At 68.9% G+C, this 15,725-nt stretch carries 13 protein-coding genes; 9 read left to right on the top strand and 4 right to left on the bottom strand.

Translation table 11 applies throughout. The annotated features are described in order from the left end of the window. Positions 1-4: 4 nt before the first annotated feature. Positions 5-787, top strand: coding sequence for an alpha/beta hydrolase fold domain-containing protein (locus DFO65_RS10500; protein WP_113904372.1), 783 nt, complete (start codon positions 5-7; stop codon positions 785-787). 99 nt (positions 788-886) lie between these two features. Here the strand turns inward: DFO65_RS10500 and DFO65_RS10495 are convergent, their stop codons facing one another. Then, the gene (locus tag DFO65_RS10495; RefSeq protein WP_113904371.1) at positions 887-1,804 is read right to left on the bottom strand and encodes a tryptophan 2,3-dioxygenase; all 918 of its coding nucleotides are present in this window, start codon (positions 1,802-1,804) and stop codon (positions 887-889) included. Between the two features lie 110 nt (positions 1,805-1,914). Continuing rightward, positions 1,915-2,568, bottom strand: a complete 654-nt coding sequence (locus DFO65_RS10490; protein WP_113904370.1) for a GntR family transcriptional regulator — start codon at positions 2,566-2,568, stop codon at positions 1,915-1,917. Between the two features lie 146 nt (positions 2,569-2,714). On the opposite strand from DFO65_RS10490, the gene glyA reads away from it, so the two are divergent. Genes glyA through DFO65_RS10455 form a run of 7 tightly spaced genes read left to right on the top strand, consistent with a single transcriptional unit; the run spans position 2,715 to position 11,547 of the window. Beyond that, entirely contained in the window at positions 2,715-4,124 is a 1,410-nt protein-coding gene (gene glyA / locus DFO65_RS10485) for a serine hydroxymethyltransferase (RefSeq protein WP_113904369.1), read from the top strand. Continuing rightward, the gene (locus DFO65_RS10480) at positions 4,124-5,341 is read left to right on the top strand and encodes a sarcosine oxidase subunit beta family protein (protein WP_113904368.1); all 1,218 of its coding nucleotides are present in this window, start codon (positions 4,124-4,126) and stop codon (positions 5,339-5,341) included. Before glyA ends, DFO65_RS10480 begins: the two co-directional genes overlap by 1 nt. A 17-nt stretch (positions 5,342-5,358) precedes the next feature. Beyond that, complete coding sequence (locus tag DFO65_RS10475) at positions 5,359-5,763, top strand: sarcosine oxidase subunit delta (RefSeq protein WP_113904367.1); 405 nt, start codon at positions 5,359-5,361, stop codon at positions 5,761-5,763. Then, positions 5,760-8,660 carry a sarcosine oxidase subunit alpha family protein gene (locus tag DFO65_RS10470; protein WP_113904366.1) on the top strand — a complete coding sequence of 967 codons (2,901 nt, stop codon included), beginning with the start codon at positions 5,760-5,762 and terminating at the stop codon, positions 8,658-8,660. The genes DFO65_RS10475 and DFO65_RS10470 overlap by 4 nt, the downstream gene beginning before the upstream one ends. Further along, complete coding sequence (locus DFO65_RS10465; protein WP_113904365.1) at positions 8,653-9,300, top strand: sarcosine oxidase subunit gamma; 648 nt, start codon at positions 8,653-8,655, stop codon at positions 9,298-9,300. Before DFO65_RS10470 ends, DFO65_RS10465 begins: the two co-directional genes overlap by 8 nt. Position 9,301: 1 nt before the next feature. Next, entirely contained in the window at positions 9,302-10,153 is an 852-nt protein-coding gene (gene purU / locus DFO65_RS10460; RefSeq protein ID WP_113904364.1) for a formyltetrahydrofolate deformylase, read from the top strand. Further along, positions 10,150-11,547, top strand: coding sequence for an MFS transporter (locus tag DFO65_RS10455; protein WP_220151272.1), 1,398 nt, complete (start codon positions 10,150-10,152; stop codon positions 11,545-11,547). The genes purU and DFO65_RS10455 overlap by 4 nt, the downstream gene beginning before the upstream one ends. Before the next feature lie 361 nt (positions 11,548-11,908). Here DFO65_RS10455 and fdhA read toward each other — a convergent pair whose 3' ends face one another. Together fdhA and DFO65_RS10445 are read right to left on the bottom strand one after the other, a co-directional pair. Then, positions 11,909-13,123 (bottom strand): formaldehyde dehydrogenase, glutathione-independent, encoded by a 1,215-nt coding sequence (gene fdhA, locus DFO65_RS10450; RefSeq protein ID WP_113904363.1) that lies wholly within the window; start codon positions 13,121-13,123, stop codon positions 11,909-11,911. A 186-nt stretch (positions 13,124-13,309) separates the two neighbouring features. Next, a complete protein-coding gene (locus DFO65_RS10445) occupies positions 13,310-14,242 on the bottom strand; it encodes a LysR family transcriptional regulator (protein WP_113904362.1) in 933 nt (310 codons plus the stop codon). A gap of 220 nt (positions 14,243-14,462) precedes the next feature. Here DFO65_RS10445 and DFO65_RS10440 point away from each other — a divergent pair, with 220 nt between their 5' ends. Further along, positions 14,463-15,713, top strand: a complete 1,251-nt coding sequence (locus tag DFO65_RS10440) for an aromatic ring-hydroxylating oxygenase subunit alpha (RefSeq protein ID WP_428844225.1) — start codon at positions 14,463-14,465, stop codon at positions 15,711-15,713. Positions 15,714-15,725 lie beyond the last annotated feature (12 nt).

The following is a 15,725-nucleotide window of genomic DNA, read 5'->3' as shown; positions in this document are numbered from 1 at the left end:
GACGATGACCAGCACTGATCCCGCCCTCGAGGAGGCCGCTTTCGCCCGTCTCGCCGAGGCGGGGGCGCATATCGCGACCGACAGCCGCATCCTCCGGCACGACTACGGACCCCACCCCGATCAGTTCGTCGAGGTCCATGGGGACGTGGCCGGCGCCTCGGCGGTGGTGGTCGTCGTCCACGGCGGCTACTTCCGGGAACGCACCGACCTGTCCCACGCTCGCCCCATGGCACAAGCCCTCACCGAGTCGGGTGCGGCCTGTGTGCTCATCGAATACCGGAGGGCCGGCGGACGCCCTCACTGCCTGACCGACGTCACAACAGCCCTTGACTTCATCCTGGGCAACCTGCCGGCCTGGGGCCTCGACGCCGCAGTTCCGGTGACGATCTCCGGGCATTCCGCGGGCGGGTGCCTGATCCTCGGCTGGTCGTCCCACCTCGGCAAGGAAGGACCGCCGGTTCGACTGCGCCCGCTCGCCCCGATCACGGACCTGCTCCGTGAGGTCGCCGACGGACTGGCCGACGGTGCGGTGCTCGACTACATGGGCGTGCGGCCGGAGGAGGACCTGGCCGCCTACCTCGAGGAGGATCCGCGGTCGCGAGCCGTGCTCATTCCCGAGCGGGTCGACGTGCTCACCCTCCACGGTGACGCGGATGCGACGGTTGCCATCGACTTCTCCCGCACGTTTCCCGCGCCTCTGCGCATACTGCCCGGCGCGAACCATTCCGACCTCGTCGACCCTGAGTCCGCGCATTTTCCGACGGTGGTCGAGGCCCTGCTCGGGTAGCCGCGGGTCAGGAGTCGTGGCACCCGGCCGAGGCTGCATGCTCCGCACCGGAGCCGGAGAGAACCCCGGAGCCGGAGCGAGCCCCGGCGCCTGAGGGAGTCAGGTGCCGGAGCGAGCCTCGGAGCGAGTCTCGGCGCGATCGGCTCCCGGGCTCTCGATCATCGTCCGGATCTCGAAGAGCTCGGGGAAGAAGGTGAGGTCGAGCGCCTTCTGGAGGAAGCCCACGCCGCTCGATCCGCCGGTGCCGCGCTTGTGCCCGATGATCCGCAGGACGGTCCGCATGTGCCGGTAACGCCAGAACTGGAAGTTCTCCTCGAGGTCGACGAGCTCCTCACAGCTTTCGTACTCGAGCCAGTAGTCACGCGGATTCTCGTAGATGATCCGGAACGTCTCGAGCAGATCCTCGTCGAAAGTGTGCGCGCGGGTGACATCGCGGTCGAGGAGCCGCTGGGGGACCGGCAGCCCCCTCCGGGCGAGGAAGCGGAGGAACTCGTCGTAGACGCTGGGCTCGCCGAGGTGCTTCTCGAGTTCCGCCCTCGCCTCGGGTTCGCCGTCGAAGACCGGAAGCATTCCCGCGTTCTTGTTGCCGAGAAGGAACTCGACCGCCCGGTACTGCCAGGATTGGAATCCCGAGGACTGGCCGAGCTGGTCGCGGAATCCTACGTACTCGCTCGGGGTCAGGGTGGCGAGCACGGACCACTGCTCGGTCAGGGTCCTCTGGATGTGCTTGACCCGGGCGATGCGCTTGAGCGCGGGCTGGAGCCGGTCCTCGCGGATGAGATCGCGAGCGTCGACGAGCTCGTGGAGGACGAGTTTGAGCCACAGCTCCGTCGTCTGGTGCTGGATGATGAACAGCAGCTCGTCGTGGTGGACCGGATCGCTGACCGGATGCTGGGCGTCGAGCAGACGCTCGAGGTCGAGGTACGACCCGTAGGTCATCCGGCCCTTGAGGTCCTGGTGGATGCCGTCTTCGAGTCGGCGTTCGTTGGTCTCGGCGGTGCGGGAGTCATGGCTCATGGACCCAGGCTATTGCAGCAATCATCCGATCAGACATTGTTCGCACCATCAGGGAGCGGGAGACCCACCCCAGGGAGACTCGCCTCAGCGCGGCTGACCCCCAGGGCCGCTCACCCCAGGGCGGCTCGCACGGTGGTCTCGAACTCGCGGACGTGCTCGGCGGCAAGCTGCTCGGCGCGGCTCTCATCTCCGGCAAGGACCGCCTCGAGCAGCTCGGTGTGCTCGCGGATGTGGCCGGTGACGTCGGGGATGCGGGGGAGCACGAGGCACCAGATCCGCGTCGCCAGGTCGTCGAGGCGGACCAGGGTCTCCTTGAGGTGCGGATTGTCGACGGCCGAGTAGATGAGGCGGTGGACGTCGAGGTCGCGCTCCATGAGCTGACGGGCGTCGCCGTCGGGATCGAGGGAGTCGATCGCCGCGATCGTGTCGGTGAACTGCTCGCGCAGCTCGGGGGTGAGGCCACCGGCGGCACGACGGGCGGCAAGCGGTTCGAGGACGAGGCGCATCTCCGAGATCGCGGCGAGATCGGTGATGTCGACGTTCGAGGCGAACGTGCCCCGCCGCGGATAGGAGACGACGAGGTGGTCGCGCTCGAGGTGCTTGAGCGCTTCGCGCACAGGCGTCCGTCCGACTTCGAGCTCGGCGCTCAGGGCCGCCTCGTTGATGGCCTCACCCGGGGCGATGTCGAGCATGATGAGGCGGTGGCGGATCGTGTCGTAGGCGCGCTGAGCCAGCGACGTCGTCTGCGCTTCCTTCGTGAGCATCGGCGGCTCCTCTTCGTGCTCCGCGCCCATCCGACAATGCTCCCGAAGTTTTTCGGGGACCCCCTGGACAAGCTAGTCAACAGTTCCTAGACTACAGGAACACAACTGATATATTAGTTGTAGATCAACAGGTCGAAGGAGATCACATGACACAGCAGCTCGCGGACCAGGCAGCGACGCTCGAAGGAACCGGTAACAGCAGCGCCGTCGCAGGGGGCCAGTCCGCCTCGGCGAGATTCGACAGCCGGGAACCGAGCGAACTGAGCACTCCACTCGGAGAGCTCGACCCGGAGATCGCTGGCCTCATCGACGCAGAACTCTCCCGCCAGCGCGAGGGTCTGGAGATGATCGCCTCCGAGAACCACACCGCGACCGCGGTCATGGCCGCCCAGGGCTCGGTGCTGACCAACAAGTACGCCGAGGGCTACCCGGGCCGTCGCTACTACGGCGGCTGCGAGCACGTCGACGAGGTCGAGCGCCTCGCGATCTCCCGCGTCAAGGACCTCTTCGGGGCCGCCTACGCCAACGTCCAGCCCCACTCGGGCGCCCAGGCCAATGCCGCCGTCATGCACGCCCTGATCAAGCCCGGTGACACCGTGCTCGGTCTCGACCTCGCCCACGGCGGGCACCTCACCCACGGCATGAAGCTCAACTTCTCCGGCCACCTCTATCAAATAGTCGCCTACGGCGTCTCCGGGGACACCCACCGCGTCGACATGGCCGAGGTCGAGCGCCTCGCCACCGAGCACAAGCCCAGCCTCATCGTCGCCGGCTGGTCCGCCTACACCCGTCAGCTCGACTTCGCCGAGTTCCGGCGCATCGCCGACGCCGTCGGCGCCTACCTCATGGTCGACATGGCCCACTTCGCGGGCCTCGTCGCCGCCGGCCTCCACCCCAACCCGGTCCCGCACGCCCACGTCGTCACCTCGACGACGCACAAGACGCTCGGCGGACCGCGCGGCGGCATCATCCTCAGCAGCACCCCGGAGATCGCGAAGAAGGTCAACTCGGCCGTCTTCCCCGGCCAGCAGGGCGGACCCCTCGAGCACGTCATCGCGGGCAAGGCCGTGGCCTTCGGCCTCGCCGCGACCGAGACCTTCGCCGAGAAGCAGGCCCGCACCCTGGCCGGCGCCGCCGAGCTCGCGCGCCGCCTCACCGAGGACGACGTCACCGAGGCAGGCATCGGCGTCGTCACCGGCGGCACCGACGTCCACCTCGTCCTCGTCGACCTGCGCGACTCCGCCCTCGACGGGCAGCAGGCCGAGGACCTCCTCGCCGAGGTGGGGATCACCGTCAACCGCAACGCCGTCCCGTTCGACCCGCGTCCCCCGATGGTCACCTCGGGGCTGCGGATCGGCACCCCGGCGCTGGCCAGCCGCGGATTCGGCTCCGACGCCTTCGCCGAGGTGGCCGACATCATCGCGGAGACGCTCAAGGCCGGAACCGCCGAGGGCGGTGCCGACGCCGGGGTGCTCGCCCGCCTCGCCGACCGCGTCCAGGCCCTGGCCGACGCCCATCCTCTCTACCCGCACCTCGACTCGATCGGAGCCCGCTGATGGCTGACATGCTCCCGGAGCACCCGGACTTCCTCTGGCGCAACCCGGACCCCAAGCCCTCCTATGAAGCGGTCATCGTCGGCGGCGGCGGGCACGGCCTCGCCACCGCCTACTACCTCGCGAAGAACCACGGGATGACGAACATCGCCATCCTCGAGAAGGGCTGGCTGGCCGGCGGGAACATGGCCCGCAACACGACGATCATCCGCTCGAACTACCTGTGGGACGAGTCGGCGGCGATCTACGAGCATTCCCTCAAGCTCTGGGAGCAGCTGCCCGAGGAGCTTGAGTACGACTTCCTCTTCTCCCAGCGCGGCGTGCTCAACCTCGCCCACACCCTCCAGGACGTCCGTGAGTCGCGCCGCCGGGTGGGCGCCAACGTCCTCAACGGCGTCGACGCCGAATGGCTCGACCCGCAGCAGGTCAAGGAGGTCTGCCCGATCATCAACATCGGCGACGACATCCGCTACCCCGTGATGGGCGGCACCTACCAGCCACGGGCGGGCATCGCCAAGCACGATCACGTCGCCTGGGCCTTCGCCCGCAAGTGCGACGAGATGGGCGTCGACATCATCCAGAACTGCGAGGTCACCGATCTCATCACGATCGGCGGCAAGGTCATCGGCGTCGAGACCAACCGCGGGCGCATCGCGACCGAGCGGGTCGGACTCGCCGTCGCCGGCGACTCCGCCGGCCTCGCGGAGAAGGCGGGCGTGCGCCTGCCGATCCAGACCCACCCGCTGCAGGCGCTCGTGTCCGAGCTCTTCGAGCCCGTCCACCCGACCGTCGTGATGTCCAACCACGTCCACGTCTACGTCTCCCAGGCCCACAAGGGCGAGCTCGTCATGGGTGCCGGCGTCGACGCCTACAACGGATTCGGCCAGCGCGGCGGCTTCCACGTCATCGAGGAGCAGCTCTCGGCCGCCGTCGAGCTGTTCCCGATCTTCTCCCGCGCGCACCTGCTGCGCACCTGGGGCGGCAATGTCGACGTCACCCTCGACGCCTCGCCGATCGTCTCGACGACCGAGGTCGAGGGACTGTTCGTCAACTGCGGCTGGGGCACCGGCGGGTTCAAGGGCACCCCGGGAGCGGGCTTCTCCTTCGCTCACACGGTCGCCACCGGCACACCGCACGAGCTCAACGCGCCGTTCGCGCTCGAGCGCTTCGAGACCGGCCACCTCATCGACGAACACGGCGCCGCCGCCGTGGCGCACTGACCCGAGAAGGACTGACAATGCTGCTCATCGAATGCCCGAACTGCGGGCCCCGGGACGAGACCGAGTTCCACTACGGGGGACAGGCCCACGTGCCCTACCCCGAGGACCCCTACGCCCTGACCGACAAGGAATGGGCCGAGTACCTCTTCTACCGTGACAACACCCGCGGCCTCTACGCCGAGCGGTGGAGCCACAGCCTCGGCTGCCGCAAGTGGTTCAATGCCGTGCGCGACACCGTCACCTATGAGATCACGACCGTCTACCCCATGGGGCAGCCCTGCCCCGTGGACCTGAGGACGGGCGAGCGGATCCGCACCGACGCGGATCCCGACGCAGAGGCGACCGCCGGATCCGCGGATTCCGCGGGCTCCGCCTCGGCGCAGTCCGCCGACACGACCAGCGAAAGCGAGGTGGGCCGATGAGCTCCGCACGCCTGGACCACGCCACCGGTATCGACACCGGGCGTCCCATCACCTTCACCCTCGACGGCGAGACCGTCGACGGGTTCGCCGGTGACACGATCGCCAGCGCCGCGATCGCCGCCGGCCGCCTCGAGTGCGGCAACTCGACCTACCTCGGGCGTGCCCGCGGCATTCTCGGCGCCGGCGTCGAGGAGCCCAACGCCCTCGTCCGAGTCCACGGCTGGATCCCCGGCGACTCGAGCGAGTCGATGCTGCCGGCCACCCGCGTCGAGATCGTCGACGGACTTGCAGCCGAGTACCTCTCGGGCCTCGGCGTTCTCGACCCCGCCGGGGACGACCTCGTCTACGAGCACAAGCACGTCCACGCCGACGTCCTCATCGTCGGCGCCGGACCCGCCGGCCTCGCCGCCGCCCGTGAGGCCGCGCGCAGCGGAGCCCGCACCATCCTCATGGACGAGAGCCCGCTGCCCGGCGGCTCCCTGCTCTCGGCTCCCGGCGAGCGGATCGACGGAGCGCCCGCGGCCGAGTGGATCGCATCGGCCCTCGCCGAGGCGAATGGGGGAGAGGAGTTCACCTACCTGCCCCGGACCACCGTCTTCGGCTCCTACGACTCGAACTACCTCGTCGCGCTCGAGGATCGCACCGCACTGCTGGCCGCCGCCCCGGAGGCGACCCCGGTCCGGCAGCGGGTGTGGCACGTCCGCGCCCAGCAGGTCGTGCTCGCCACCGGCGCCCACGAGCGTCCCATCGTGTTCGCGAACAACGACCGCCCGGGCATCATGCTCGCCTCGGCCGTGCGCACCTACCTCAACCGCTACGGTGTGGTCGCTGGATCGCGGATCACCGTGGCGACGACGAACGACTCGGCCTACGAGCTCGTCTCCGAGCTGGCCGCCCTCGGCATCGAGGTCCCTGCCGTCGTCGACTCGCGCCCGGAGGCCTCCGAGTTCGCCCAGTCGGTCATCGACGCCACGGGAGTCCGCGCGGTCTTCGGCTCGGCGGTCCTCGACACCGCCTCGGCGCAGGAGTTCACCGGGGGCATCAGCCACATCCTCGTCACCGCACTCGATGCCGAGGGCGTCGCGACCGGCGAGACCGAGTGGGTCGAGACCGATCTGCTCGCCGTCTCCGGCGGATTCTCCCCGGTCATCCACCTCCACGGCCAGCGTCGCGGGAAGACCACCTGGCGCGAGGACATCGCCGGATTCGTCCCCGAGGCACCCGTGCGCGGGCAGCACACGGCAGGCGCGATCAACGGCGACTTCGGTCTCGCCGACGCCCTCGAGCAGGGGGCGATGGCCGGCCGCGAAGCCGCCACCTCGGCGGGATTCCCGACCGGACTGGAGATCCCGCAGGCCGAGCGCCGCGCCCAGGGCCCGATCCGTCCCCTGTGGCTCGTCACCTCGGCGACCGCCGGCGACGCCGAGGCGTCGACCCAGTTCGTCGACCTCCAGCGCGACCAGACCGTCGCCGACGTCCTGCGCGCGATGGGTGCGGGCATGCGCTCGGTCGAGCACATCAAGCGCTACACCTCGATCTCGACGGCCAACGACCAGGGCAAGACGAGCGCGGTCAACGCGATCGGCGTCATCGCCCAGGTGCTCGGCACCGATGACATCCCGAGCGTCGGGCACACGACGTTCCGCGCCCCCTACGCGCCGGTGAGCTTCGCCGCGCTCGCGGGCCGGCGCAAGGGCGAGCTCTTCGACGCCGCCCGTGTCACCTCGATCCACCCGTGGCACGTCGCCCACGGCGCGGAGTTCGAGGACGTCGGCCAGTGGAAGCGGCCCTGGTACTACCCGCAGCCGGGTGAGGACATGGACGCGGCGGTGCTGCGCGAGTGCCGTGCCGTGCGCGAATCGGTCGGGTTCCAGGACGCCTCGACGCTGGGCAAGATCGAGATCCGCGGGGCCGACTCCCCTGAGTTCCTCAACCGCATCTACACCAACGGGTTCAAGAAGCTCGGGGTCGGCAAGGCCCGCTATGGGTTCATGTGCACCCCCGACGGGATGGTCTACGACGACGGGGTGACCCTGCGCCTGGCCGATGACCGCTACTTCATGACGACGACCACCGGCGGGGCCGCGAAGGTCCTCGAATGGCTCGAGGAATGGCACCAGACCGAATGGCCCGAGCTCGACGTCGTGTTCACCTCGGAGACGGAGCAGATCTCCACCGTGGCCGTCGTCGGTCCGAAGTCCCGCGAGGTCATCGCCGAGATCGCCCCGGATATCGACGTGTCGCAGGACGCGTTCAAGTTCATGGAGTTCCGGGAGACCGTCCTGCCCGGAGGCATCCCGGCGCGCATCTGCCGCATCTCCTTCTCCGGCGAGCTCGCTTTCGAGATCAACGTGGAGACCTTCTACGGCCTGCACGTGTGGGAGGCCGTCGCTTCAGCCGGTGCGAAGTTCGGCATCACCCCCTACGGCACGGAGACGATGCACGTGCTGCGCGCCGAGAAGGGCTTCATCATCGTCGGCCAGGACACCGACGGCACCGTCACCCCGCAGGACGCGGGCATGGACTGGATCGTGTCGAAGGTCAAGGACTTCATCGGCAAGCGCTCCTACACCCGGGCCGACACCGCCCGCGAGGACCGCAAGCACCTCGTCGGAGTCCTCCCGGTCGACGGCACGACCCGCTTGGTCGAGGGGGCGCAGCTCGTCGCCGCCGACACCGAGTTCGACCTCGCCGCGGCCCCGGTCCCGATGGTCGGGCACGTCACTTCCTCGTACGACTCGGCGGTGCTCGAGCGTCCGTTCGGACTCGCGCTCGTCGAGAACGGCCGCAACCGGATCGGCGAGATCGTCCGCACCCCCGTCGACGGCGCGCTCGTCGACGTCGAGATCACCTCACCCGTCTTCTACGATCCAGAAGGGAACCGCCGCGATGGCTGACACCTTGACCACCCCCGAGGTGGACGCACTCGACGCCCTGCGCGTCTCCCCGGCCGCGCACCTCGCCGAGGCGATGGAGGCCGCGAGTGCCGCCTCCGTGAGCGGCGCCGAGGGACAGGCCGTGAGCCTGCGGGAGATCCCGTTCACCGTGCAGCTCGGCGTCCGGGCGATCCCGGGCAGCGAGTCGGCGCAGGCCGTGGAGTCGAGCCTCGGCGTCACCCTGCCGACCGCTGTCGGCGAGGTCACCGGGGACGCCGACGGGCTCCACGTCATCTGGATGAGCCCCGACGAGTTCCTCGCCGTCGACGTCTCCCGGCGGCAGCGCCCCGGTGAGACGATCGCCGCCGAGGCGGCACTCGAGGGTCTGCCCGGGCAGGTCGTCGACCTCTCCGCCAACCGCACGATCCTCGTGCTCGAGGGCACCGAGGCGCGCTCCGTGCTGGAGAAGACCTGCCGCGCCGACCTCCACCCGCGGGCCTTCGCGGTCGGGTCCGCGATCCTCACCCAGGTGGGACAGGTTCCCGTCATCCTCCACCGCACCGCTGAGCACACCTACCGACTCTTCCCCCGAGCCAGCTTCGCCGAGCACCTCGTGCGCTGGCTGCTCGACGGGATGCGCGAATTCACGAAGGACGCCTGACATGAATGACTTCATCCTCACCCTCGAATGCGACGACCGGCGCGGCATCGTCCACACCGTGACCGGGATCCTCCTCAAGCACGGCGCCGACATCCGCGAGCTCAAGCAGTTCGACGACGCGCTGAGCAAGAGGTACTTCCTCCGCATCGAGTTCGACCTCGATGACAAGGGAGCGTCGGTCGACGCCCTGCGTGCCGACCTCGAGGAGTTCTCGACCGATGCCAGCGCCAAGTGGGACGTGTGGCCGCGGACGGAGAAGCGGCGCGTGCTCGTCATGGTCTCGAAGTTCGAGCATTGCCTCAACGACCTCCTCTTCCGCTCCCGCAACGGGGAGCTGCCGGTGGAGATCGCGGCGGTCGTGTCCAACCACCCCGACCACCGGGAGCTCGTCGAATGGCACCACGTGCCGTTCTTCCGGATCCCGGTCACCCCGGAGACCAAGCCCGAGGCCGAGGCCCGGCTGCTCGAGCTCGTCGACCGGTTCGAGATCGACCTCGTCGTCCTCGCCCGCTACATGCAGGTCCTCTCCGACGACCTGGCCCGGGAGTTGACCGGCAAGGCGATCAACATCCACCACTCGTTCCTGCCGTCGTTCAAGGGCGCCAAGCCCTACCACCAGGCCTACGAGCGCGGAGTGAAGACCGTCGGCGCGACCGCCCACTACGTCAACAGCGAACTCGACGAGGGCCCGATCATCGCTCAGCAGCTCGTCGAGGTCGACCACGCCTTCACGCCCGCCGACCTCGTGGCCGCCGGCCGTGACGCCGAGTGCAAGGCGCTGTCGAACGCGGTCCGCTGGCACTGCGAGGGCCGCGTGTTCCTCAACGGCAAGCGCACGGTGGTTCTGCGGTGAAACCGCGGTACGGTGACGATCCGCTCGGCGGGGTCCCCGCCGAGCCGACGGAAGGGCCGACTGCCGTGTCGGACCCGGGGGCGGTCTCCGCCCCGGGGTCGGTGCCGGTCGACGAAGCGCCGCTCAACCGCCTCGTCGCCCTCGTGGCGATCGCGGCCTTCGGCGGCATCTTCGTCGACGGGTACATCCTCGGCGTCATCGGCGGTGCCGTGGGACCCGCCTCGGCGGAGCTCGGACTCAGTGCGCTCGGGCAGGGCCTCATCGCCTCGAGCGCGCTCATCGGGATCTTCGTCAGCGGACTCTTCTTCGGTCGGGTCGCGGACCGGTTCGGTCGCAAGCCCGTCTTCTTCTGGAACCTCGTCGGGTTCGTCGTCCTGTCGGTGGCGCAGCTGTTCGTCTCGGGCACGTGGGACCTCGTGGCCCTGCGCCTGGGACTGGGGCTGCTCATCGGCGTCGAGTACGCCGTGGGCACCGCCCTGCTCGCCGAGTTCACGCCGCGTCGCCACCGCAGCGTCCTCCTCGGCAGCATCGCGGCGTTCTGGTTCGTCGGCTTCATCTCGGCGTTCTTCGTCTCCCACGTGTGGGCGGAGGACGCGTGGAGGTCGCTGCTCGCCTCGAGCGCGATTCCCGCGCTCATCGTCCTCATCATCCGCTTCGGACTCCCGGAGTCGCCGAGGTGGCTGCAGAGCAAGGGCCGGACCGAGGAAGCGCAGAGGATCATCACCTCCCGCTACGGACCGCAGTACGCGCTGCCCGCCCAGGTCGAGGAGCCGAAGGCCTCGGGTCTGCGCGAGTTCTTCCGGGAGACCGACTGGCGAGTGATCGTCTACTCGGGACTGTTCTGGTTCTGCCAGGTGGGTCCTCTGTTCGCGATCTTCACATTCATCACCCCGGTGCTCGAGCAGCTGGGACTGGCCGGAGGCTTCGGCTCGGACCTGCTGATGAACGGCATCCAGCTGGCCGGCGCGGGGCTCGGGCTGTGGCTGCTGTGGCTCCTGCCGAGGCGGACGTTCGTCATCTGGACCTTCGCGATCATGGTGGTCCTCCTCGTCTACCTCGGCCTGGCGACCGGCCAGCCGGCACTGCTCACGTTCGTCGTGTTCGGGGCGTTCGTCCTCATCATCACCGCGTCGAACAGCGTCCAGTACGTGTACCCGCCGGAGATGTACGAGACTCGCTTCCGCTCCACGGGTGTCGGGTTCTCCGCGGCGATCAGCCGCATCGGCGCGGCAGGGGCGACGTACCTCTTCCCGGTCACCCTCGAGCACCTCGGTGTCACGTCGACGCTGCTCATCGCAGCGGCGTTCCCCGCCGTGGGGCTCATCGCCTCGCTGCTGTGGGCGCCGGAGACGAAGTACACCGCGCTCGACACGGAGACGATCGTCGCCCACTGAGGGGCGTCGGCGGGTGCTGCGACGGCGCCCGGCGGGGCGGCGACGGCATGCACCCGCGACCAAGAAGTGGAAACGCTCGGCACTAATGCCGAGCGTTTCCACTTCTTTGCAGCGGCAGGGGCACCGTCGCCGGGTGGTCGCGGCGGGGCGCCGTCGCCGAGTGGTCGCGGCGGGGGCATCGCCGAGTGGTCGCGGCGGGGGCATCGCCGGCTGGTCGCGCCGGGGCACCGTCGCCGGGTGGTGGCGGCGGCCGGCGCGGCAGAGTCATTTGTGTTCACGAAGAAGCCCGGGCAAACGGTGTGTCTGCCCGGGCTTCCTGTGCCGTCCGGTTCAGGCCGCTGACGACTGGGACCTCACCGGCTCAGGCCTTGATGAGTCCGTGGGGGTCGAGGACGAACTTCTTCGCCACTCCGGAGTCGAAGTCCGCGTAGCCCTGCGGGGCGTCCTCGAGCGAGATCGTCGTCGCGTTGACGTTCTTCGCGATGGACACCTTGTCGTGGAGGATCGCCTGCATGAGGCCGCGGTTGTACTTCATGACCGGGCACTGGCCGGTGACGAAGGTGTGCGACTTCGCGAAGCCGAGTCCGAAGCGCATCGACAGCGAGCCCTCCTTGGCGGCCTCGTCGGCGGCGCCGGGGTCGCCGGTGACGTAGAGGCCGGGGATGCCGAGGCTGCCGCCGGCGCGGGTGATGTCCATGAGGGAGTTGAGGACGGTGGCGGGCGCCTCGGTGGAGGCGTCCTTGCCGTGACCGCGGGCCTCGAAGCCGACGGCGTCGATGCCGCAGTCGACCTCGGGCACGCCGAGGATCTGCTCGATCTGGTCCTTCGGGTCGCCCTTGGAGACGTCGACGGTCTCGCAGCCGAAGCTGCGGGCCTGGGCGAGGCGGTCCTCGTTGAGGTCGCCGACGATGACGACGGCGGCTCCGAGCAGGTGCGCCGAGGTGGCGGCCGCGATGCCGACGGGGCCCGCACCGGCGACGTAGACCGTCGAGCCGACGCCGACGCCCGCGCCGACGGCACCGTGGAAGCCGGTCGGGAAGATGTCGGAGAGCATGGTCAGGTCGAGGATCTTCTCCATCGCCTGGTCCTTGTCCGGGAACTTGAGCACGTTCCAGTCGGCGTAGGGCACGAGGACGTACTCGGCCTGGCCGCCGACCCAGCCGCCCATGTCGACGTAGCCGTAGGCCGAGCCGGGACGATCGGGGTTGACGTTGAGGCAGATGCCGGTCTGGCCGGCCTTGCAGTTGCGGCAGCGGCCGCAGGAGATGTTGAACGGGACGGAGACGAGGTCGCCGACCTTGACGAACTCGACGTCGCGACCGACCTCGACGACCTCACCGGTGATCTCGTGGCCGAGGACCAGGCCCTCGGGAGCGGTGGTGCGGCCGCGGACCATGTGCTGGTCGGAGCCGCAGATGTTCGTCGCGACGGTCTTGAGGATGACACCGTGGTCGACCCGACGGCCGACGTTGGCGGGGTTGACGCCCGGTCCGTCCTTGAGGACGAAGTCGGGGTACTCGGTGTCGATGACCTCGACCTTGCCGGGACCTGCGTAGCTGATTGCCTTGTTGCTCACCGTCGAGCCTCCATGTGTAGAGCGGAATCGGTTCGAAAGAAACCGGTGCGGATGCCATCGCCGAGGCGATCGCCCCTTCCCGTGAAATATCAGTCCGATATCAGACCGTGTCTGCAGTCTCGTCCTCCGTGACGCTTCGTGTCAACCCGTGCCCCTGCGGCGCCCGGGCCGGTCACTGCCCCCGCCTCACGTGTCGTCGTCGAGGCGGGTGGAGAGGATCTCCTGCGACGTCTCCCGCAGCAGCTTGAGCGATTCTCGGATCAGGGGCGACTTGAGGCTGCCCGTCCGCGCCGAGGCGACGATCTTGCGGCTGAGCCGTCCCGGCCCGGTCAGGCGCACCCGGGTGACGTTCTTCGCGCCCTCGAGGCTGGCCAGGCGGGGGAGCAGTCCGACGCCCACGCCGGCGCCGACGAGGGCCATCGACGTCTCCCACTCGACCGCCTCGTGGGTGATCCGGGGGGAGATCCCGGCGGCGGTGAAGGCTGCGGTGAACAGCGCCCGATAGGGCGAGTCGAGGCGATCGGTGATCCAGTCCTCCCCGCTGAGCTCGGAGAGGGTCACCGAGTCCTGGGAGGCGATCGGATGGTCGGAGGGGACCATGACGTCGAGAGGGTCGTCGAGGAGGGCGATCTTCTCGAAGCGCGGATCCTCCTCGAGGTGGACGTCGCCGTGGCTGGAGACGACGACGGCGAGGTCGATCCGCTCGGCCAGGAGGAGCTCGAAGCAGCGGGTCGGGCTGGCCTCGAGGACGTGGACGCCGAGGTCCGGGTGGATGCGGCGCAGATGCGCGGACAGCGGGGCGAGCAGGTGGGTGGCGGCGGTGGAGAAGCCGCCGAGCCCGAACTGCGCCGGCGTCTGGTCCCCGGCGACGAGCGCCGCGGCCTTGATCTCCTCCCACATCGCGACGAGGTCGTCGCAGCGACGGACGATGTGGCGCCCGGTCGCGGTCAGGCGCAGCCCGCGACCGTCGCGGACGAGGAGGTCCATCCCGAGCGTTCTCTGGAGCTCGCGCAGCTGTCCGGAGACCGCCGAGGGGGAGTAGCCGGTGAGCTCCGCGGTGGCCGCGATCGTCCCGCAGAGGGAGAAGGTGCGGAGGGTGGTGAGGCGAGGATCAATCATGCGTCAATACTGCACTATGATCCTCAAAATTTGACGGTTATCGCGCAGGGAGTTTTCGCGTTATCGTGGGACGGACAACTTGACTGAAATCACATCGCACACCGGTCCTCCGATCGGTGTGCTTCGCTGCAGGCCGCACGTGCACCAGCACACACATCAAGGGAGATGGGAATTGACAGCAATCAACCTGGCACCGACGAAGAAGGGCTATCCCCTGGGGATCACCGAGGAGAAGCTGGCTGAGTTCCAGGTCCTGCTCGCCACCCGACGCGCCGGGTTCTCGCTCGAGGCCCCGTTCTACACCGACGACCACCTGTTCAACCTCGACATGCAGGGGATCTTCGGCAAGCACTGGATCTACGCGGGAAGCGTCGCCGAGGTGCCCGAGCCCGGTGACTACATCACGGTCGACTACGGACCGTACTCCCTCATCGTGCTCCGCAACGACGACGGCGGCGTCAACGTCCTCCACAACGTCTGCCGCCACCGCGGTGCCCGAGTGCTCACCGAGGACGCCGGGACGACCGGCAACCTCGTGTGCGGCTACCACTCCTGGACCTACTCGCCCGAGGGCCAGCTCATCCACGCCTCGGCGCCGGGTGAGATGGAGTTCGACAAGAAGTGCTACTCGCTGAAGACGGCCCACAGCCGCATCGACGCGGGCCTCATCTTCGTCTGCCTGGCCGACGAGCCGCCGGAGGACTTCGCCGAGACCGCGAAGGTCTTCGAGCCCTACCTCGGCCCCCACGAGCTGCAGAAGACGAAGATCGCCTACCAGCAGAACATCGTCGAAGAGGGCAACTGGAAGCTCGTGATGGAGAACAATCGCGAGTGCTACCACTGCGACGGCCACCCCGAGCTCGCCTGTTCCCTGTTCCCGACCTGGGGACTGACCGACGGGATCATCCCGAAGCACCTCGAGGACGTCTGGGACCGCAACAAGGACGCCCAGGCCGCGCTCGAGGAGCGCTGCCGCCGCTACGGCCTGCCCTTCGAGGTCTTCGAGGAGCTCGACACCCGGATCGCCGGCATCCGCATCTCCCGCGAGTCCCTCGACGGTGAGGGGGAGTCCTTCTCTCCCGACGGCCGCCGGCTGTCGAAGAAGCTCCTCGGCGACCTCCGCGACTTCCGGCTCGGCCGCTGCTCGATGCACCTGCAGCCCAACAGCTGGTTCCACTTCCTCGGCGACCACGTCGTCACGTTCGGCGTGTTCCCGATCAACGCCCACCAGACGCTGGTCCGGACCACCTGGCTCGTCGCCGACGACGCCGTCGAGGGCGTCGACTACGACGTCGACAAGCTCACCCACACCTGGAAGCAGACCAACCTCCAGGACAAGGCCTTCGTCGAGCTCTGCCAGCAGGGTGCCGAGAGCCCGTTCTACGAGCCCGGACCGTACATGAAGAGCGAGTACCAGGTCGAGGCCTTCATCAACTGGTACACGATGCGCATGCGGGAGCACTTGGCATGAGCGTGAAGGTCG

The organism is Brevibacterium sanguinis (assembly GCF_003315415.1).
GTDB classification, from domain to species: domain Bacteria; phylum Actinomycetota; class Actinomycetes; order Actinomycetales; family Brevibacteriaceae; genus Brevibacterium; species Brevibacterium celere_A.
The sequence above is the reverse complement of the archived record's forward strand: the minus strand, read 5'-3'. Positions and strand labels throughout refer to the sequence as shown.

What these genes read in the sequence shown, in the direction of transcription:
- DFO65_RS10500 (WP_113904372.1), top strand. Translation starts at nt 5, where the DNA reads ATGACCAGCACTGATCCCGCCCTCGAGGAGGCCGCTTTCGCCCGTCTC.
- DFO65_RS10495 (WP_113904371.1), bottom strand. Translation starts at nt 1,804, where the DNA reads ATGAGCCATGACTCCCGCACCGCCGAGACCAACGAACGCCGACTCGAA.
- DFO65_RS10490 (WP_113904370.1), bottom strand. Translation starts at nt 2,568, where the DNA reads ATGCTCACGAAGGAAGCGCAGACGACGTCGCTGGCTCAGCGCGCCTAC.
- glyA (WP_113904369.1), top strand. Translation starts at nt 2,715, where the DNA reads ATGACACAGCAGCTCGCGGACCAGGCAGCGACGCTCGAAGGAACCGGT.
- DFO65_RS10480 (WP_113904368.1), top strand. Translation starts at nt 4,124, where the DNA reads ATGGCTGACATGCTCCCGGAGCACCCGGACTTCCTCTGGCGCAACCCG.
- DFO65_RS10475 (WP_113904367.1), top strand. Translation starts at nt 5,359, where the DNA reads ATGCTGCTCATCGAATGCCCGAACTGCGGGCCCCGGGACGAGACCGAG.
- DFO65_RS10470 (WP_113904366.1), top strand. Translation starts at nt 5,760, where the DNA reads ATGAGCTCCGCACGCCTGGACCACGCCACCGGTATCGACACCGGGCGT.
- DFO65_RS10465 (WP_113904365.1), top strand. Translation starts at nt 8,653, where the DNA reads ATGGCTGACACCTTGACCACCCCCGAGGTGGACGCACTCGACGCCCTG.
- purU (WP_113904364.1), top strand. Translation starts at nt 9,302, where the DNA reads ATGAATGACTTCATCCTCACCCTCGAATGCGACGACCGGCGCGGCATC.
- DFO65_RS10445 (WP_113904362.1), bottom strand. Translation starts at nt 14,242, where the DNA reads ATGATTGATCCTCGCCTCACCACCCTCCGCACCTTCTCCCTCTGCGGG.